The organism is Mycobacterium sp. E2733 (assembly GCF_001667585.1).
Classification (GTDB): Bacteria; Actinomycetota; Actinomycetes; order Mycobacteriales; family Mycobacteriaceae; genus Mycobacterium.
Genome location: NZ_LZJZ01000024.1, coordinates 1 through 17,702 on the forward strand (window position 1 = coordinate 1; position 17,702 = coordinate 17,702).

Here is a 17,702-nt window from a genome sequence, read left to right on the forward strand (position 1 = left end):
TAGCCCGCACTCTCGCAAAACCGATGCAAAAACCACCGTTGAGCTGAGCGTTCGCTGGGTGCGCGATACAGCCCAGCACTGAATCGGTTGCTGATTGTCCAACGTTATAGCTGGGTATCCATGTGACCATGCGTTCCATGCAAGTCGCCACGGCGTTCGGCATAGCCATCGCCGTCCTGTTCATCGGGCCGGCTGGGCTGATGAGCGCACCTGCTCACGCCGACCTCAGCGGCTACGGTAATTGCGTGGGAAGCGTTACGGAAGTCCCGCTGTGGGAGCACGACTACCAGAACCAGCAGCTCATTGGGGTTATTGAGCAGGATCTCAACTCCGGTGTTTCTCCGGCTGCTGAAGCGCAGAAGGTCTCGCACATGGGATTCGACCCGCGCTTGGCGAATCGGATTGTGGAGTGCGTTATTCAGGAGCACCCGTAGGAAAGTCCGTGTGCAACGGAGCTTCTTGCGTGCGTCGCCAGGGCGAAGGACGGCGCCGGGACCCGCGGCAACGGGGGCGACCCCATCAAACTGTTCAGACGCGGAGTAATGACGAACTGGTTCTCATTGCGGCGGTAGGGGTAACGCGCCGCCAGGACACGCCGGTGATGTACATGGCTTATTCCTATCCAGCATCAGCATTAGGGCGCTATATCCGGTCTTGGACCGTCAGGGGGCGGCGATATTCATCGAGGCGTTCCCAGTGGTCCGTCCACTCTGTGCCATCGAAATAGGGGCGGAGGATGCGCCGATGGCGGTCCGGATACCAGCCGGCATCACCAACGAGAGCCCCCTGGCTTGCGATCTAGACGTGCAGATATGGATCCGGTCAACGTCCAGCGATTCATGAGTCGGGAGGCTATGCCATGAGCCCGACCATTGCGTTGAGTTCGTCGAAGCCTTCAGCAAGTCAACAGGATTCGTTTCGCCTGGGCCACGCTCACCTAGTCGAATTGGGAAGCCTCCGGAATGAGGATTGTCACACGAGCCCGGATGATCCCGTCGTCGCTCTTTGCCCAAATCCTCGCCTCACCTGTTGCCAGGCGGCCGGTCCTCGCGATGCGCTGCAGGCCATAGGTGTATGACGGAGCGAGATCAGCGGCGAGGTAGCCGACCGGGTTCTGTCCGATCATCACGGCGACCGCGTTCGCGTCGTGCTCGTTCCACGGTTCGGGGACGAGGATGCAGCGGACCGACTGGAGGGTTACGCCACGTTCGGTGATCGGCATACCGGCTTCCTCGAAAACGCGGCGAATGCCTTTGATTTGGTAGGTCTCCCCGACAACCTCGATCTGCTCTTCAAGAGGATGGCGGGGGTCCTCAAGCGTCGCCGCAGCGACAATATCGGCAAGTGGAGATGAGCTTCCACCGTTCGCCCTTTGCACGGGGCGTCGCCGACTTTGCGGCCGGTTGGAGCGGGTAGGCGGTGATCGGTGATGAATTATGCGTGGCAGGCAGGGCGGGCACGGCCGGCGCGGGGGGCTGTGGCGCAGGAATTTGCGCGTAATGGTCGGTCCATCTTGAGCCGTCCCACCAGCGGAGCCGATTGGTGCCGGCGGGGTCTGGCCACCACGTAGGGGGAGGCAATGACTGCGGGTGTTGGTTGGGCTTCACACGTTTCCTAGTTCGTCGGTCGACCCTCGGTGTTAGGTGTCGTTCCTGTGTTAGGTGGACGTAGCCCGATACGCCGATGGGAGCGTAAACGCTTCCGTGGTTACCTACATCGGGATTTGTGAAAATACCGGTTGCATCACTGACGTTTCGGCCCGGTTCGATGAGAAAGCCGCCGACCAAAAGTCATGATGGACGGCATGAGCGATAACCTGCACACGATCACTGTCCGATTGCCCGACGGGCTCCAATCTTGGGAGATCGAGGAACTCATAACCGAGGCAGCGCAAAAGCTGGTGGGTCCCGACAACAAGGTCGTGAACCTAAAGAACCGGGGCGGTGTGATCGTGGATCCCGATACCCGTGACACGTCGTGGACCTACGAGTATCAAGTGATTCATCCAAACGCCGGAGGAAAGTCCGGCACGTACATCTGATGCGTTCTACCACGTGGAGCGCCAATCCAGCCGTACTCGGGTTATATGGCCCGCGCCAGGTCACCCTGAGAGCAACCAGCGGCGCGACAGGCGAAGGCTGACGGGCCTACCGTGAAATCATGCCCGCAGCTGGCGAATCTGTCCGCTACACGGATGGCCGTTGGATGGCCCGCCCACCGGAGCGGTGCCCATGCGGCCATCGGCTTGGATAGAACCGGGCGCTCGTCGGACACCAACCATGCTCTTGTCTGTCCTGGCGGCCATACGAACTGGACATGCCTGGCGTGCGGCGCGGTGACGTACGGGCCGCCGCTACGCAGCGACTGCCGTGTCCTCGCCGGGCCGGCTGCGGTGCGCTAATTGCGGTTCGGCGTAGAACTGGCCGTATCAGCTACTTCCCATACGGAGCTGTTCGTGATCATATTTCAGGCATAAGGGGGAGCGTGGACGGACTCAGAGGGGGCTCCTTGGCTGAGACTGACGCCGAGCGCAAGCGGCGATTCCAGGGTTGGCTGGTCTTTGGGCTTTTGGCCTCGTTGGTGCCGATCCTGTGGATTGCCCTGAAGCTGGTTTTTTCGCATCGCGCACATGGTTGGGAGGTAGTGTCCGGGGGCGACCTAATCACTGTCGGGTTCGTGTTGGCACTGGGCGCGGCCGGAGACCTTCTGGTGCGTAGAACGACCCAACTTTCCGCCGGAGATCTGTGGCGGGTTGGTATCACTTTTTTGCTAGCAGTCTGCGGTGGATGGCTTTATGCAATGGTCTCCTTGATGAACGAGGACGACAACAGCAGCAAGTGCGAGCCTGGCGTCATCACGCTAGGCACGTTCGCTGTGATTATCTTCTTCGGGGCGACTAACGTGTGGGCCAAGGACGAATGATGCTGGAGTTAACCTGGATCCCACTCGTGGGCGCCGCCGCGGGAGCCGGCGTTTCCGCGTTTTTGACATGGCGTCGAAATGCTCGGGCTAAGGCAGCACAAGCAGCACTCGAAGTGGAGCTGAAACGCTCAGTCGAAGCGGCGACCAAGCTGCACGAGGATCTCAGACGGCTACACGAGGAGGCCGAAGCGGTCAGTGCTAAGACTGATTCGGCCCGAGAGAAGGATCTTGCCGTGCAACTTGCCCGGATCGCGTCCCAACTTGAAGCCAAAAGTAGCCAACTGTCGCCGCTGGAGATAACGGGCGAAGTCGACCACTAATGCAGTAGCACCCCATCTGATATGAAGCACATTGCGCGCTTCAGCTAGAACAGTTTCAGACTGAATAACCCACAGGGCATTGGCCGTGGCCGTCCTCCAAGCGCATCGGCATGCCGCGAAGTTTCTCTTGCGGTCTTTAGGTGGTCGTCTGCCGGTCGGGTGCTCACGCCGTGCCCACAGCTACAGCTAACTACCGTGAACTACGGTCATGCGTCTCAGAGGCTGCGCTTAGAGACGAAGCGCCAATCGACTCGAGAACAGCCCAGGATGTTCGGCTCGCTGCACAAGCCAAGCTCTGCTAATAGGGTTCGGAATCAAAAGCTGCTGACTGCCATTCGGCCTCCCCCTAGGACGCTCCGGTTCCAGGCGCTTCGCAGCGTCATTGGTCGGGTCGTACGACCTCTGCCGGCAACCACAGGTTCATAGCCAGCCGCGACCGTCCGTTGCCGCTCGTCGCAGGCATCTAACGGCTGCCAGCCAACCTCCGTTCGATGTGCGTATCCATGCGATCTGCCGCGCCATCATCGTTGGCTCGAGGTGTAGCCCAAATGCTTTGACCCACATGGGCAGTTCGTCCTTGCGCTTTGCCTTCGAGGGAAAGATCCGGGCAACATCGACGCGCACTTCCCGGTCGAGGCGGTACAAGGTGGCGTACTCGTCCGAAGACTCCCATGAATCGAACATATGTTCGATTATGCGCTTCGGCTGCCACACCTACATCTGAGAGTAGGGGCGGCCTGACGATCTATTTAGACGCGGGGTTTGGGACGGTTTGGTTCCACTGACTTCCAACGATCTCGTAGGCGCTTCCGAGGTCAGTCAGTTCACGTTCAGTTCACGCATCGAAAACTCAGACCAGAAAACCATATTTAACATGCACAAACTTTGGTGCGCGATACTGGGATTGAACCAGTGACCTCTTCCGTGTCAGGGAAGCGCTCTCCCGCTGAGCTAATCGCGCCGGGGTCAAAAGCTGGAGGTGGAGACGGGAATCGAACCCGTGTGCACGGCTTTGCAGGCCGTTGCCTCACCACTCGGCCACTCCACCGCTGGATTGATGCCACTTGCACCTTCGAGCGGATGACGGGATTCGAACCCGCGACCCTCACCTTGGCAAGGTGATGCGCTACCAACTGCGCTACATCCGCGCGCCTCGGACGAGATCGTCGCCCGGTGCGAAGCACGACGATAGTCGACGTGAGCGGGCACATACAAATTTCTTGGTATGGACCGCGTCTAGGCTATCGCGGCGTACCGAGGACGCGCAGGCGGCCGGTACTGTCGAGGCGGGGCTCGTGCTAATCTTCGACGTCGTTCGCCTCTCGGCGCAGGTCCCGTGGCTCAGTGGGAGAGCGTCCGCTTCACACGCGGAAGGTCGCTGGTTCGATCCCAGCCGGGACCACAAGTAAAGATGCAGGCCCATCGGGCGTGGGGACGGTGCTCAGCCCCGCAGTTGCAAGACTTCGCTGAGCGGTCGGCGCGGCGTGGGCGTGGGTGGTTCGGCCGCCGCGGGCGCCACACCCACGCGGACCAGGACCTGCGGCCGCCGGTTCTCGTCGAGAAGGTCCGCAATCATCTCGCGCGTGACCTTCAGTTCGGTGACGTGAGTTACCGGGCACGTCGCCAGGTTCGCCATCGTGCATTCCAGTAACACCGCGGAGAGCGCTTCGCCGGACATCAACGCGCCGAGCCGACTGTCGTGGTCGGTGGACAGCATCAGAATCGTCGATTCGTCTTCAGGGATGTCGGTGCGCCGTTCACGGTTATGGGTCATCGGGAACGTCCGCCCCACGTCGACGCGCTGCCTTTCGGCCGGCGACACGAGCGAACTGTAGGGAATGCCCTCGGCCGCCTCGAAAGGCGCTGTCCACCAGTGAAGTTCCTCTTGGTAGGCGCTGTCATAGAGGCGCACCGATTCGGCCACCCGCGATGCTTGCGCCAGCCTGTCGCGCATGTCGTCGGCCATCACGTCCAAGTGCACGGCGTCGTTGTCGATGGCGCCGCGCAGCGTCGGCTCGAACGCTTCCCAGTTCATCGGCGCGATGAATGGCAATCGGTCGGTCCGGCGGGCCCAGATCGCGCTGGCGCGACGCCGCCCAGCGTCGGTGACCGTTCCCGCCGGGGTGAAGTCGACGGCCGCCAGGTGGTTCTGATCCTTCGAGTCGGGGAATCGGGTGATCCGGGCTCGCCGCCCCGCTGCCGCGAGCGCCACTCGAAGGTGATCGAGCGCAGCGCCACAGCTGATCAGCGCCTCGCGGCCGGACCGGTCGGAAACCATCGCCCGGCTTGCATCGAGGAAGAGCTCCAGTTGACCGCCGCCGGCCACCCACTGCCAGGGTTGACTGTTATGCAGTGACGGCGCACGGCATGCTGACCGCACCGCCTCCTCAATGAGTTCGGTGTCCACCGTGTCGGCTGGCATGTCGTCCTCAATTCTTTGCCTTGGCAGTCAGCATTCCACTTCTCGAGCCACTTGTCGGTCGAGTGCCCGCCTAAGCATCCGACGAGGTCCGATCCAGATTGCGACCGATGTCTGACTGATCGAAGCTAGAGCTGACTGCGTTCCGCTGCTGCATCGGCCCCGCTCAGTGGATGAGATCGGGTAACAGCGTCCCGTCGTGTCCGGGTCGACCACTATCGACCGCGCTAGGGCTCCTCCAGCGGAGTCAATCGGCACGACACCGCCGGCCGGGAAGACGGCTCAGCGGAACGCAACGAATTGCAGAAGCTCGCCGCCGAAAAAGTGGGTAATTCAAATTCAATTGTTTTTGGTTCTTGCAGCGAACTCGGTCCACCGCGGCGATTCTTCACGCAAAGCGAGGAGCTCTCCATAGAGTGCCTTCTGCTCCTCTGATGGGATGCGGCCCATGACGCCGAACAATTCGCCGCATTCCGCAACATGGATCTCGGTCGACTCCGAGGCTTGCAGCAAGGCCCGACGGTCGGCTTCGGTCAACCCCGCACCTTCTGGCAACTGCGCGAGGGCTTTGATGACCGACAGGCCTTCGCGGTGCTCGTTGTACAGACCGTCGACCTCTGCATCGCCGAGCATGCGACGCAAGGCTGGATAGAAGAACTGCTCCTCAAACGCTATGTGCGCGCCGGCTTCGCGGTCGATGCGCTCGCCACGGGCCTTGGCCGCCTGATCGTTGCCTGCTCTGAGATGTTCAGAGACCTCGTGCAGGCCGCGCCCAAGGACAGCGTGGTCTTCCCTGAACGCTTCGGCCAGGTCCGATGACCGCCAAGCGCTTGTCACAGAGCAAACTTCGCCATCGCCATTGACATTGACGACAGTATAGTTGCGCTCGAGAAAGGCAATCACAAGAATGTGTCGCCTCTATGGTTTTCGCGCCAATGAGCCCACCAAGGTGGAGTGCACACTCGTCTACGCGCAAAATGCCCTGATGGTGCAGAGCCGTGAGGATGTCAGCGGCCGGGGGAACGCACATGGCTGGGGTATTGCGACCTATGAAGACCATTGTCCGTATGTCGAGAGGCAAGCCTGGGCGGCCTATCAAGGGGAGCACTTCCGGCGAGCGGCTGCGCGAATATTCTCGCAGCAGGTGCTCGCCCACGTGCGCCGCGCAACCGTCGGTGCTCCCAGAATTGAAAACACCCATCCTTTCGTCGATGGCCCTTGGGCTTTCATTCACAACGGCACAGTTCCCGGCTTCGACCGGCTGCGCCCGCGGTTGCTCGAGCAATTGTCGCAGGAGCGACGCGGTGCGATCCGTGGTGACACGGACAGCGAACACGTCTTCCACTACGTGCGCACCCTGCAAGCGCGCTCGCCAGAGCGCCCGTTGGTTCATGTGCTACGCGACGGAATCCGTCAAATCGCGCAGTGGTGCTGCGAAATTGAGCCGACCGCACCGATCGGTCTCAATGTCATCCTGACCGACGGCCAACAGATGGTCGGCAGTCGCATCGGACGTACGCTCTACTATCTCGAGCGTAAAGGGGTGCATGATTGCGAAATCTGCGGCTTCCCGCACATACGCCATGACACCGACCGGCTCTACCGTGCGGTCGTTGTCGCCTCCGAACCGATCAGCCATGAGCATTGGTGTCAGGTCCCGGAGCACTCCGTGTACCGGGTGACCGAAGACTTCAGATTTGAGAGCGAGCCGCTGTAAATTGCTGGCGCTCAATGGGTTCGGCCCTGGTGCGGGAGACATCATATGCCAGACGGATTGTCGAGCTAAACTCGCGGTACGCATGAACAAAGCACGTATGCGATGGACACGCAGCTGCTTCCGGTAATCCCCCGGATTGCCGCAACGCTTGACGAGCACCAGCTGCGCCACCTCCAAGTGGTAGCCCAGAAGTTGGCTGCAGAGGATCCGGCCCTGGCGGCCACCGACGCGTTCGGAAACCGCGTGCGGCCAGGCATGTCAACGGGCCCGTGGCTGGTCATCGGCGATACGCGCGAGATCGGCCTTTCCACGCCGGATAAGGCACCGACCTATGAATATCGGCTTTCCCTTCTCGCGCGGCGCGATGACCTCGTGGCGTTCGGCCGTGAGCCGCATTCCGATTTTGAGCGCTACCGCACACATCTCCTGGGGGCCGGACCGGTCGTTGGCCTCAACTTGCCCTGTGGCGGGGGCAGCCCTTTGCTCCCACTGGCGGTGCGCTGTCGGCTTGATGACGAGGCGTTCTCGCAAATCTTGGAAGCGACGAGGCGAAAGGGCAGCCTGACCATCGTCCCTCATATCGGCATGGGCAGCGCGTGGCAACTCGCCGCAGCCGTCGCCGAGGCAGCGACCCTCGAGGTTCGTGTTGCGAGCTCACCGCCGCGGCTCACGCGGCGGGTTAACGACAAGCTTTGGTTCGCACGACTGATCAGCGAGGTGCTTGGCGAGAACGCTCTTCCTCCGACGTTAGCCGCGTATGGTCCAGCCGCGCTCGCCCATCGTATTCGTGCGCTCGCTCAATCGGCTGCGCGAGTGGTGGTGAAGGTTCCCTACAGCTCGGGCGGGGCCGGGAACATAAGCGTCGCCGCAACTGAAGTGGCCGGAGCTACCCTGTCCGTCGTCAAGGAGTACATTCTCGCCGCCCTGCATGCGCTCGGCTGGTATGACGTCTATCCGCTGCTTGTCGGGTTATGGGAGGCGCCGGCGTTGAGCAGTCCCTGTGTGCAGTTGTGGATCCCGGCCCTCGGTGACGGACCGCCCCTGATCGAGGGCCTGTTCGAGCAGCAATTGCTGGGTACTGAGGGGACGTTTGTTGGGTCGGTGCCGGCGGAGCTTCCGGAGCGCTGGCGATACCAACTGGCCGATGACGCGATGCGTCTGGCGACAGTGTTGCAACTGCTGGGATATTTCGGTCGGTGCAGTCTGGATGCGCTGCTGATAGGGCGGAGTTTCGACTCCGCGGCTTTACACTGGATCGAGTGCAACGGTCGCTGGGGCGGTGTCTCCATCCCGATGACGATCGTGAACCGACTGTGTCGGGACCCCGCCGGAGCGAAATTCGTAGTGGCACAACGTGTCGGAGAGAGCCAACCGCAGCGGCGTTTCGCCGAGGCGGTCCGCATTCTCGACGATCTACTCTTCAGGCCGGGAAGGCAGGAGGAGGGCGTCATCCTTCTCAGCCCAGTCGAGATCGAGGCTGGGCGGGGCGTGCAGATGCTGGCCTGCGCCAAGACCACCGCTGCAGCCCGCGAGCTGTCAGAATGCGCGATCCGAATTCTTTCGGGGCAATCAGGTTAACGGCCGGTCGGCAAAGCGGGACTCACAAAATTTCAAAGGATGGGACGCGATGGTAGGCAACCAAGAGGGCATGGGCACGCTGAAACTAGAGTGCGGGCAAGGTCATGCCGTGGGCAGAATCCTCAAGGAGGCCCCGCATCAGGCCGTTCAGTACGATCCCGGCGCCATGGTGGGGCCGCGCCGGTTCTGGCCGGACGAAGACGACCAGCCGCAGTTCAAGACGACCTGCCGATTCTGCGAGAAGCCGGTCGGGGAGGCCACGGCCACACTGCAGGTGAAGCTGGCCGAAGTGATCGCCGACGCGGCCGCGACCACCGGGACGGCCACGCTGGCGTATCTCTAGGCGGCCGCCGCCGCTACTGTAAGAGCGACAGTAGCGACCGACGTAATAGGAGTCCCGTGGCCCAGGTTCCCCCGACCTCGCACGATGCCCCCCGCCCGCCAGAAGGGGATTGGCTCGGCACGCCATACCTCACCTTCGAGCGTCAGGGGTCGATCGCGGTGTGCACCATCGACCGTCCCGAAGCGCGTAACGCCCTGACGCCCGCGATGTACTTCGGAATCCGTTATGCCGTGGGGCGTGTCAACGAGGACCCCGAACTTGCCGGGCTGCTGATCACCGGGACCGGAGACGTGTTCGCGCCCGGCGGTGACATGGGCGGCGGGGGAGCCACCGACAACTGGATCACCTTCGGCGGCGCGCTGGGCATGGACGTCACCCCGTTCGACACTGTGCGCACGTCGGCCAAGCCCATCGTCTCGGCGGTGAACGGCCTGTGCCAGGGCGGCGGGTTCCAGATCGCGCTCTGCAGCGATCTTTCGGTGGTCAGCGACCGGGCCACCTTTCGAGTGCCCGAGCTTTTCCGCGGGTACGCCGATACCTATTACAGCCAGATGCTCACCCGGGTCATCGGGCCGGTGCGCACCCGCGACCTGATGTTCACCGGGCGGGTCTTGACCGCCGTCGAGGCCCTGGACTGGGGCCTGGTCACGCGCGTCGTGCCGCACGAGAGCCTGCTCGACGCGGCCAAAGACCTGCTCGCGCAGTGCTGCCGCACGGCGCCCCGTGCCCGCGGTGTCATCAAGTCCAGCATCGACAGCTACCTGGGCCTCTACGACCGCATCGGCATGACCAGCAGCCTGAGCGACGCCGAGGCGCGGGAAGGCTTCCGTGCCTTCAAGGAGCGCCGCTCGCCCGACTGGGTGCACCCGGACCTGCGCGCCGAGGGGCGGCTATAAGTCGATCCACTCCCCATGGGGGGCGGCCCGCAATCGGTCGCTGATCGCGGCCTGATCGAACGTCGGGTCCATCACGACCCGGTGACCCGCGATGTCGACGACGGTGGTCGGGCCACCCAGCACGCTGACCGCGCAGGCGCGCCGCTGCGCGTCCACCAAAGCGCTCATATGCCACGGGCTCGGTCGCGCCAAAATGGTTCGCGCAGATCGGGTTTGAGAATTTTTCCGCTGGCATTACGGGGCAGCGATTCCGCGAAGTCCACGGTTCGCGGGCATTTGTAGCCGGCGAGGTGCTGACGGCAGAACGCGATGACGTCGTCGGCATCGATCTCGCCCGTGGCCACCACGATGGCCTTGACCGATTCCCCCCAGAAGTCGTCGGGCACCCCGATCACCGCGGCGTCGGCGATGGCCGGATGCTCGATGAGCACGCTTTCCACCTCCGGCCCGTACACGTTCTCGCCGCCGGTGATGATCATGTCCTTCAGCCGGTCTTCGATGTACACGTAGCCGTCGGCGTCCAGGCGGCCGACGTCACCGGTGCGCACCCAGTCGTCGTCGGTGATCGTCTCGGCGGTCGCCTCCGGCCGGTTCAGATAACCGCTCATGTTCTGGTTGCTTCGCACCCAGATCTCGCCGGCCTCCCCGACCGGCACCGGTGCGCCCGTGTCGGGATCGACCACCCGAATCTCGGTGCCCAGCACCGCCTTTCCGGCCGCCAGCTGCAGCTGCGGGCGAGCGGAATCGCGGTGATCGGCGTCGCTGAGGGCGGTGACCGCGCCGCACAGTTCCGTCTGCCCGTACACCTGAACGAAACGCGTCTCGGGCCAGGTGGACAGCGCCCTATGCAGTAGGGGCAACGGCATGGGCGCGGCCCCGTACACGATGTAGCGCAGGCCCGCGAACACGGCGTGGGCCGCTTCGCCGGCGTCGAGGAACCGGGCGATCACCGGGGGAACGAAGAACGCGTGGGTCGCGCCGGATCGCACCGCGCCCATCAGGGCGGCTGCGTCGGGCTCACGGGTCATGATCGTCGGCGCACCGGCCCGAATGCCGAAGAGCGCGTACCCGATTCCGCCCACGTGGAAAAGTGGCATGGCGACCAGGTTTGCGTCGCCGTCATCAAACGGGAACGCCGGCGCCAGGTTCGCCGCGTGATTGACCAGCGCGCGCTGGCTCAGCAGCACGCCCTTCGGCCGCCCGGTGGTGCCGGAGCTGTAGATCACCAGCGCGGTCTCGTCGACCTGGGCGTCGCTGCGCGTGGGCGCCGCCGCGGCCAGCAGGGATTCGTACTCGTCGCCCACGACGACGATGCGCTGCACTCCCGGCGCCCGTTGAGCGGCCGCCTCGGCCGCGGCCTGCAGCTCGGCACCGACGAAAAGCAGCCGCGCGCCGCTGTCGTCGAGCACGTGGACAAGTTCCTCGCCGGTGATGCGCCAGTTGACGACCGTCGTCACCGCGCCGATCGACGCGGCGGCGAACAACACCTCCAGGCAGGCGGGGTGGTTCTTGTCCAGAAACGCCACGCACTGCCCGCGCTGCACGCCGGCGTCGCGCAGTGCACCGGCCGCGCGACGGATCCGCGCGGCCCAGTCCGCCCAGGACCACTGCCGTTCGTCGTAGCGAATCGCGATGGCGTCGGGCCGCTGCTGCGCGTGCCGGTCGACGAATCCGGCGAGCGTCTCCGTCGTGTTCGCCGTGGTGTCGCCTGGTGGCATGAACCCCTCCGAGTCGTCTTGCTCCAGTCTGCGATCAGAACATGGACTCGATCATCATGCCGCCGTCGCCGGCGGCCTGCGGGGGCGCGTTGTTGTTTTGGCGGTAGTCGACGAAGGCGGACAGCTGGTTCGAGGTGTTCAGCAGCTCGGTGAAGGTGCCGATGACGGGAATCGCGCCCTCGGGTGCCAGCACGTCTGCGGTGTAGTCGATGGAGGCCTCTTGCTGGAATTTCGGACCCGGCAGCGTTCTCGTGTGCGCCTCGCTGAGGTCCCGCTCGTTGCCCAACACGGCCGCTGCGTTGCCGGCCAACTGCTCTTTGTCGGCCTGTAACACCGCGACGGCATTGGTCCCGCCGGCCGGTTTGACCGTGACCCGCAGCTGCGCGCTGAGGTCGGCGTTGTTAAGCGCCACCCAGTTCGGACCGCGGTGCCCGAGCGTCCAGCCGGGTGCGGGAACTATCGAGACGCCTTGGGCGATCGCGATCGGCTCGGCGGATGTGAGCCGCACCGACGGTGCAGCGGTGCCCCCGATCACGGCCAGGGCGGCCGTCATGGCGGCGGCCACCATTACTTCGGCGATGGCGATCCGTCGCGGACGGATTGGCTTCGGTGTCGACGAGAACATGCGCTAGCTCCTGGTCCAGGCCTGGGCGAACGGAGCATTCGCCCGCTGGTTCTAACGATCGTCCCGTAAGCAGGCGGTGTCCAAGACCTGAGCGACTATTTGCTGATAGCTCACTCATTTCGGGGGAAGCCCGGGCTGGCGCGGCGGGAAAGTTTGCCCCCGCGCGAGCGTCCCGGTGTGCCAACATGACTGCCATGGCGAACCCAGACCGTGCCCGCTCACGCACCTTCGTCGTGACGGGCGCCGCGTCCGGAATCGGCCTGGCGACCGCGAGGCGCCTACTGGCCGAGGGCGGCACGGTGATCGGCGCCGACCTGGCCGCTGCGCCCGACCTCGGCCCGCGGTTCAAGTTCGTGACCGCCGACGTGACCGACGAAGCCGCGATCGCGGCGGTGCTGGCCGCCGTGCCCGACCGCCTCGACGGCGTCCTGCACGCCGCCGGGGTCGCCGGGGGCGGCCCGGTCCACCTGCTCGATCGTGCCGAATGGGACCGGGTCATCGGGATCAACCTCACCGGGACCTTTCTGGTCGCGAAGGCGGCGCTGGCCCGGATGATCGAGCAACCCCGCGTCGACGGCGAACGGGGTTCGCTCGTGACGGTCGCCAGCGTCGAGGGCCTGGAAGGCACGGCGGGCGGCAGCTCGTACAACGCGGCTAAGGGCGGCGTCGTGCTGCTCACCAAGAACATCGCGCTCGACTACGGGCCGAGCGGCATCCGGGCCAACGCCATCTGTCCCGGGTTCATCGAAACACCTATGGCCCAAAGCGTATTCGGTCTCCCCGGGATGGAGGGCCCGCTGCAGTCCATCACCTCCGAACATGCCCTGCAACGGCTGGGCCAGCCGCAGGAGGTCGCGGCCATGGCGGCGTTCCTGCTGTCGCCCGACGCCTCGTTCGTCAGCGGCCAGGCGATCGCCGTTGACGGCGGTTACACCGCCGGCCGCGATCACGGTGTCGTCAAACTCTTCGGCTTTCCCTCCTAGCGCCTTAAGATTCGCGCATGGTCACTCCCGACGAGGCGATCGAGGCGATTCGAGGCACCGGCGGTGCGCAGCCCGGCTGTCGCGCGCTGCACGCCAAAGGCACGCTCTACCGCGGCACGTTCACCGCGACACCCGATGCGGTGATGCTCACGCGTGCAAAGCATCTCGACGGCTCGAAGATCCCGGCGCTAATCCGCTTCTCCAACGGCGCAGGCAACCCCAAACAGCGCGACAACGTGCCGGGCATCCGCGGGATGGCGGTTAAGTTCGCCCTGCCCGACGGCTCCACCACCGACGTGTCGACGCAGACCGCGCGCCTGTTCGTCTCGAGCACGCCGGACGGATTCGTCGATCTGCTCAAGGCGATGCGGCCCGGCCTGACGACCCCGCTGCGGATGGCCAAACACTTCCTCACCCACCCGCGGCTGCTCGGCGCGCTGCCGGTGCTGCGCGACGCCAACAAGATCCCGGCGAGCTACGCCACCGTCGAATACCACGGATTGCACGCGTTCCGCTGGGTCGCCGCCGACGGCAGCGCCAGATTCGTTCGCTATCACCTGGTTCCGGCCGCAACGGAAAGCTACCTGTCGGCGGCGTCGGCGCACGGCGAGGGCCCGGACTTCCTCACCGACGAGCTGAACGCGCGCCTGGACGGCGGGCCGGTGCGGTTTCACTACCGCGTGCAGATCGGCGGGCCTACCGACTCGACGGTCGACCCGTCGGCGCCCTGGCAGAGCACCCAGATCGCGACCGTCGGCACCCTCGAGATCACCGGCCCGGAGACCGAGCGCGAGCACGGCGGTGACATCGTCGTTTTCGACCCGATGCGGGTCACCGACGGCATCGAGCCCTCCGACGATCCGGTGCTGCATTTCCGAACGCTGGCCTATTCCGCGTCGGTGAAGCTACGCACCGGCGTCGACCGCGGGGCCGAAGCGCCGCCGGCCTGACGGGGGAGCCGGAACCCACCGGCCGCTCGCGTGCCGAAACCGGCGGCAGGCTAAGGTTTTTCTTCAGTGTCGCATTCCCACATGATCCTGATTTGCTTGGCCGGGTTCGGCGCCGGCGCCATCAACGCGCTCGTCGGGTCCGGCACCCTCATCACGTTCCCCACGCTGGTGGCCCTCGGCTACCCACCGGTGACGGCTACCATGTCGAACGCGATCGGTCTGGTCGCCGGCAGCGTGTCGGGCACCTGGGGCTACCGCGCCGAACTGCGGGGGCAATGGAATCGGCTGCGTTGGCAGCTTCCGGCGTCGCTGGGCGGCGCGGTGCTGGGCGCCTTCCTGCTGCTGCATCTGCCGGAGAAGGTCTTCGCCGAAGTGGTGCCGGTGCTGTTGGTCCTGGCGCTGATCATGGTGGTCGCCGGGCCGCGGATTCAGGCATGGACGGGTCGGCGCGCCGAGGTCGCGGGCCGCTCGCCCGAGCACATCACCCCCCGCCGCATGGCCGTCCTGGCCTTCGGCACGTTCGCCGTCGGCGTCTATGGCGGTTATTTCACTGCCGCGCAAGGCATTTTGTTGGTTGGCCTGATGGGCGCGCTGTTGCCGGAGTCGGTACAGCGGATGAACGCCGCCAAGAACTTGCTGGCGCTCGTGGTGAATGTCGTTGCCGCGATTGCCTATACGCTGGTCGCCTTCGACCGCATCAGCTGGCCCGCCGCCGGGCTGATCGCGGTGGGCTCGCTACTCGGCGGGCTGATCGGCGCGCGCTACGGGCGCCGGTTGTCGGGTAACGCGCTGCGCACGACGATCGTGGTGGTCGGCCTGATCGGGTTGTACCGACTCCTCGCCGTGGCATGACGGGAACGGATGTGCTCCAAGGGGTTCAGCTCAACGTGGCGGCGGCGGCGTCGTCGATGACATCCATCACCTCGCCCCGCCTGCGCCACGCCCGCTGCTGACGCATCGCCCCGTTACCCTGCGCGGTGACACGGTCGAGTTCGCCCACGACGCGGTCGTATTCGCCGAGTGTCTCCAACGCCGGCCGCACGCGTTCCACGAGCGCGCCCAACTGCTCGCGCGCGGACACGGCTCCCCGGCCGTGGATCAGGTCGAGCGTGCGCCCGGCGAGCCCGTCGTGGGCGGCCTTCCAGTACGCCGCGCGCAGGGCCGCCGGCGGAAGCCGCCCGGGCTCGTCCCCGCGCCCACGTGCGTCGAGCGCCGTCATCACCGCGGCCCTGACCAGCGTGGCGAGCAGCACCGTTTCCGCGACGGTCGCCGGCACGTCGGCCACCCGCACCTCGATCGTCGGGAAGTTCTCCGACGGGCGCACGTCCCAATAGACCATCTTCTGGTCCAGGATCACTTCGCTGTCGATCAGCATCCGCACCGTGCGGTCGTAGTCGTCGGGCGACGGGAAGAAGGGCGGCGGCCCGGCCACCGGCCAGCGCCGCCACAGGACGCTGCGCCAGCTCGCGTAACCACTGTCGGCGCTGCGGTAAACCGCCGAATTCGCCGACAGTGCAAGCAAATTAGGCAGCCACGGCCGCAGCCAGTTGCTGACGTGGATGGCGGCCGCCCGGTCGGGAACCGCGACGTGCACATGGCATCCGCAGATGCCTTGTTCGTGCGCCACCATCCCGTACTCGGCGCCGATCCGGCGATAGCGGGGAGTGTCGGTGACGGGAAACTCACGCGGTGTGGCCGGCGGGAGCCCGGCGGCGAGCAGCCGGAGCCCCACAGCCTCGGCGGCCTGCGCGGCGGTGCGCCGCAGCCGGACCAGCTCCTCGCCGAGTTCCGCGCCGGTCGCCACCACGCTCGAGGTGGTTTCCACCTGGCAGCTGCTCAGTTCCAGCTGCAGCTCGACGCCAAGGCGGTTGGCCTCGGCGGCCACATCGGCGTTTTGCGGAGCCGGTTCGCCGGTTCGCGGGTCGACGAGGAGGAATTCTTCCTCCGCGCCGAAAGTGGGAGGGTCGCTCATCCAGCCGCAGAGGCCCGATCAGTAACTGCGTTGCCCGGTCACCAACGGGCCGCGGACGCCAGCGCGGAATCGGCGCTCGGGTAGGTGGGCAGGAGGGCGGACAGGCCGCACGCGTCGACGACGCGCGAGACGATCGGTTCGCGGCTCACCAGGCGCAACTCGATGCCGCGATCCTTGCAGCGCTTCGCCTCGTCGGCCAGCACCGCAAACGCGCAGCAGGCCATGAATTCGAGCCCGGTGACGTCGACGACCAGGGGGCCCGGCGCGATGACGATGCCGGCGACTTCGCTGACCAACTGGCGCCACGTGTGCTCGTTGCACGCGTCGATCTCCCCACCCGCATAGATCAGTACCGCCGGGCCGCTGCGATCGGCTGACGCGCGCAGCGTGCTGTTGGGATCGCCGAGCTCGTAGACCAGCTTCGTGCTCAGCATCAGGTGGGTAGTTGTCATGGGTTCTGCAATGGCCGAGCTCATCGTGGACTCCTAATCGACCGGCGTCTACGACGCTGCGATGGGTGCCCGTCCTGCCGTCTGAAGACAGACTTTTTCGCGGAATGCGAATCTCATTTCTATAACAAGACAGGTCTGTCTGTCTACCTGTGCCAGCTAAGAGTATGTTGTGGGTTGCAATGGCAACTTCCGATGTCAGAACGCCGGCCGCGTCGGCTCGTGAACGTATCCTCGCCGCGGCATATGAGCTGTTCAGCCGGCGTGGAATCCGTGCGGTCGGCACCGAAGAGGTGATCGACCGGGCCGGTGTCGCCAGGGCCACCTTGTATCGGCACTTCGCCACCAAGAACGACCTCGTGCTGGCCGTGCTGCAGCGGCGCGAGGAAGTGTGGACGCACGGCCTGATTGAAGAGCAGTCCCGCCAGCGGGGCGAGACGCCCGAGGAGCAGTTGCTCGCGATCTTCGACGTCATGCACGACTGGATTCAGCTGCGCGACGGCTACGAGGGATGCTCGTTCATCAACGTGCTGCTGGAGCTCGGACCCGATTCCCCGGCCGGGCAGGCCTGCATCGTCCACATCGACCACGTTCGCGACATCGTGCGCCAGCGCGCCGTCGCCGCGGGGTTGATCGACGTTGAGGACTTCGCCTCGTCCTGGCACATCCTGATGAAGGGCGCCATCGTGCTGGCGGCCGTGGGCGACGTGGATGCGGCGTTGCGGGCCCGCGGGATGGCGGTCGCTCTCATCGAAGAGCACCGGCCGGTCGCGCCGGAGGATCTCGGCGAGGCGGCCAGCTAGCCGCGGT

The 17,702-nt window shown here is 65.0% G+C and carries 21 protein-coding genes, 4 tRNA genes and 1 pseudogene; 13 read left to right on the plus strand and 13 right to left on the minus strand.

What is annotated here, in order from left to right:
• Window positions 1-137: 137 nt before the first annotated feature.
• The gene (locus A5678_RS05295) at window positions 138-434 is read left to right on the plus strand and encodes a hypothetical protein (protein ID WP_156746770.1); all 297 of its coding nucleotides are present in this window, start codon (window positions 138-140) and stop codon (window positions 432-434) included.
• Between the two features lie 503 nt (window positions 435-937).
• On the opposite strand, the gene A5678_RS27470 is transcribed toward A5678_RS05295, so the two are convergent.
• Together A5678_RS27470 and A5678_RS28290 are read right to left on the minus strand one after the other, a co-directional pair.
• Complete coding sequence (locus A5678_RS27470; RefSeq protein WP_068039542.1) at window positions 938-1,378, minus strand: HIRAN domain-containing protein; 441 nt, start codon at window positions 1,376-1,378, stop codon at window positions 938-940.
• On the minus strand, window positions 1,314-1,607 hold the full coding sequence (locus tag A5678_RS28290) for a DUF2510 domain-containing protein (RefSeq protein ID WP_197502038.1): 294 nt from the start codon (window positions 1,605-1,607) through the stop codon (window positions 1,314-1,316). The genes A5678_RS27470 and A5678_RS28290 overlap by 65 nt, the downstream gene beginning before the upstream one ends.
• A gap of 197 nt (window positions 1,608-1,804) precedes the next feature.
• On the opposite strand from A5678_RS28290, the gene A5678_RS05305 reads away from it, so the two are divergent.
• The 3 genes from A5678_RS05305 to A5678_RS26975 all read left to right on the plus strand — a co-directional run bounded on the left by A5678_RS05305 (window position 1,805) and on the right by A5678_RS26975 (window position 3,242).
• The gene (locus A5678_RS05305) at window positions 1,805-2,041 is read left to right on the plus strand and encodes a hypothetical protein (RefSeq protein WP_156746771.1); all 237 of its coding nucleotides are present in this window, start codon (window positions 1,805-1,807) and stop codon (window positions 2,039-2,041) included.
• A 467-nt stretch (window positions 2,042-2,508) separates the two neighbouring features.
• The gene (locus tag A5678_RS05310) at window positions 2,509-2,922 is read left to right on the plus strand and encodes a hypothetical protein (RefSeq protein WP_156746772.1); all 414 of its coding nucleotides are present in this window, start codon (window positions 2,509-2,511) and stop codon (window positions 2,920-2,922) included.
• Window positions 2,922-3,242 (plus strand): hypothetical protein, encoded by a 321-nt coding sequence (locus tag A5678_RS26975; protein WP_156746773.1) that lies wholly within the window; start codon window positions 2,922-2,924, stop codon window positions 3,240-3,242. The genes A5678_RS05310 and A5678_RS26975 overlap by 1 nt, the downstream gene beginning before the upstream one ends.
• 420 nt (window positions 3,243-3,662) lie before the next feature.
• Here A5678_RS26975 and A5678_RS05320 read toward each other — a convergent pair whose 3' ends face one another.
• The 4 genes from A5678_RS05320 to A5678_RS05335 form a co-directional block, all read right to left on the minus strand.
• The gene (locus A5678_RS05320; protein WP_082945408.1) at window positions 3,663-3,926 is read right to left on the minus strand and encodes a hypothetical protein; all 264 of its coding nucleotides are present in this window, start codon (window positions 3,924-3,926) and stop codon (window positions 3,663-3,665) included.
• A 202-nt stretch (window positions 3,927-4,128) separates the two neighbouring features.
• Window positions 4,129-4,203 (minus strand) — tRNA-Val (locus A5678_RS05325).
• 13 nt (window positions 4,204-4,216) lie between these two features.
• Window positions 4,217-4,290: transfer RNA gene (locus A5678_RS05330), tRNA-Cys, on the minus strand.
• A gap of 27 nt (window positions 4,291-4,317) precedes the next feature.
• Window positions 4,318-4,390: transfer RNA gene (locus A5678_RS05335), tRNA-Gly, on the minus strand.
• Window positions 4,391-4,572: 182 nt separating this feature from the next.
• Between A5678_RS05335 and A5678_RS05340 the strand changes: the two genes are divergently transcribed.
• A tRNA-Val gene (locus A5678_RS05340) sits at window positions 4,573-4,644 on the plus strand.
• Between the two features lie 39 nt (window positions 4,645-4,683).
• Here A5678_RS05340 and A5678_RS05345 read toward each other — a convergent pair.
• Together A5678_RS05345 and A5678_RS05350 are read right to left on the minus strand one after the other, a co-directional pair.
• Window positions 4,684-5,664, minus strand: a complete 981-nt coding sequence (locus A5678_RS05345) for an NAD(P)H nitroreductase (protein ID WP_068039552.1) — start codon at window positions 5,662-5,664, stop codon at window positions 4,684-4,686.
• Between the two features lie 336 nt (window positions 5,665-6,000).
• Window positions 6,001-6,564 carry a hemerythrin domain-containing protein gene (locus A5678_RS05350; RefSeq protein WP_068039555.1) on the minus strand — a complete coding sequence of 188 codons (564 nt, stop codon included), beginning with the start codon at window positions 6,562-6,564 and terminating at the stop codon, window positions 6,001-6,003.
• A gap of 4 nt (window positions 6,565-6,568) precedes the next feature.
• On the opposite strand from A5678_RS05350, the gene A5678_RS05355 reads away from it, so the two are divergent.
• From A5678_RS05355 to A5678_RS05370, 4 genes are all read left to right on the plus strand, one after another.
• A complete protein-coding gene (locus A5678_RS05355) occupies window positions 6,569-7,378 on the plus strand; it encodes a class II glutamine amidotransferase (RefSeq protein ID WP_068039558.1) in 810 nt (269 codons plus the stop codon).
• A 102-nt stretch (window positions 7,379-7,480) separates the two neighbouring features.
• Window positions 7,481-8,956 (plus strand): hypothetical protein, encoded by a 1,476-nt coding sequence (locus A5678_RS05360; RefSeq protein WP_082945404.1) that lies wholly within the window; start codon window positions 7,481-7,483, stop codon window positions 8,954-8,956.
• Between the two features lie 49 nt (window positions 8,957-9,005).
• On the plus strand, window positions 9,006-9,299 hold the full coding sequence (locus A5678_RS05365) for a hypothetical protein (RefSeq protein WP_068039560.1): 294 nt from the start codon (window positions 9,006-9,008) through the stop codon (window positions 9,297-9,299).
• Between the two features lie 56 nt (window positions 9,300-9,355).
• Window positions 9,356-10,195, plus strand: coding sequence for an enoyl-CoA hydratase/isomerase family protein (locus A5678_RS05370; RefSeq protein ID WP_068039563.1), 840 nt, complete (start codon window positions 9,356-9,358; stop codon window positions 10,193-10,195).
• Between the two features lie 54 nt (window positions 10,196-10,249).
• Here A5678_RS05370 and A5678_RS28295 read toward each other — a convergent pair.
• The 3 genes and pseudogenes from A5678_RS28295 to A5678_RS05380 all read right to left on the minus strand — a co-directional run.
• A pseudogene (locus A5678_RS28295) lies at window positions 10,250-10,351 on the minus strand (MBL fold metallo-hydrolase); the annotation flags it as partial.
• An 8-nt stretch (window positions 10,352-10,359) separates the two neighbouring features.
• Entirely contained in the window at window positions 10,360-11,913 is a 1,554-nt protein-coding gene (locus A5678_RS05375) for a long-chain-fatty-acid--CoA ligase (RefSeq protein WP_068039566.1), read from the minus strand.
• A 34-nt stretch (window positions 11,914-11,947) separates the two neighbouring features.
• A complete protein-coding gene (locus A5678_RS05380; protein ID WP_156746775.1) occupies window positions 11,948-12,421 on the minus strand; it encodes a hypothetical protein in 474 nt (157 codons plus the stop codon).
• Between the two features lie 302 nt (window positions 12,422-12,723).
• Here A5678_RS05380 and A5678_RS05385 point away from each other — a divergent pair, with 302 nt between their 5' ends.
• The 3 genes from A5678_RS05385 to A5678_RS05395 all read left to right on the plus strand — a co-directional run bounded on the left by A5678_RS05385 (window position 12,724) and on the right by A5678_RS05395 (window position 15,323).
• A complete protein-coding gene (locus A5678_RS05385) occupies window positions 12,724-13,521 on the plus strand; it encodes an SDR family NAD(P)-dependent oxidoreductase (protein WP_197502039.1) in 798 nt (265 codons plus the stop codon).
• A 17-nt stretch (window positions 13,522-13,538) separates the two neighbouring features.
• A complete protein-coding gene (locus A5678_RS05390; RefSeq protein WP_068039571.1) occupies window positions 13,539-14,471 on the plus strand; it encodes a catalase family peroxidase in 933 nt (310 codons plus the stop codon).
• 66 nt (window positions 14,472-14,537) lie between these two features.
• A complete protein-coding gene (locus tag A5678_RS05395) occupies window positions 14,538-15,323 on the plus strand; it encodes a sulfite exporter TauE/SafE family protein (RefSeq protein ID WP_068039574.1) in 786 nt (261 codons plus the stop codon).
• A gap of 25 nt (window positions 15,324-15,348) precedes the next feature.
• On the opposite strand, the gene A5678_RS05400 is transcribed toward A5678_RS05395, so the two are convergent.
• On the minus strand, window positions 15,349-16,443 hold the full coding sequence (locus A5678_RS05400; RefSeq protein ID WP_068039577.1) for a glutamate--cysteine ligase: 1,095 nt from the start codon (window positions 16,441-16,443) through the stop codon (window positions 15,349-15,351).
• A 38-nt stretch (window positions 16,444-16,481) separates the two neighbouring features.
• A complete protein-coding gene (locus A5678_RS05405) occupies window positions 16,482-16,919 on the minus strand; it encodes an anti-sigma factor antagonist (RefSeq protein ID WP_068039579.1) in 438 nt (145 codons plus the stop codon).
• 155 nt (window positions 16,920-17,074) lie between these two features.
• Here A5678_RS05405 and A5678_RS05410 point away from each other — a divergent pair, with 155 nt between their 5' ends.
• A complete protein-coding gene (locus A5678_RS05410) occupies window positions 17,075-17,695 on the plus strand; it encodes a TetR/AcrR family transcriptional regulator (protein ID WP_068039582.1) in 621 nt (206 codons plus the stop codon).
• Window positions 17,696-17,702 lie beyond the last annotated feature (7 nt).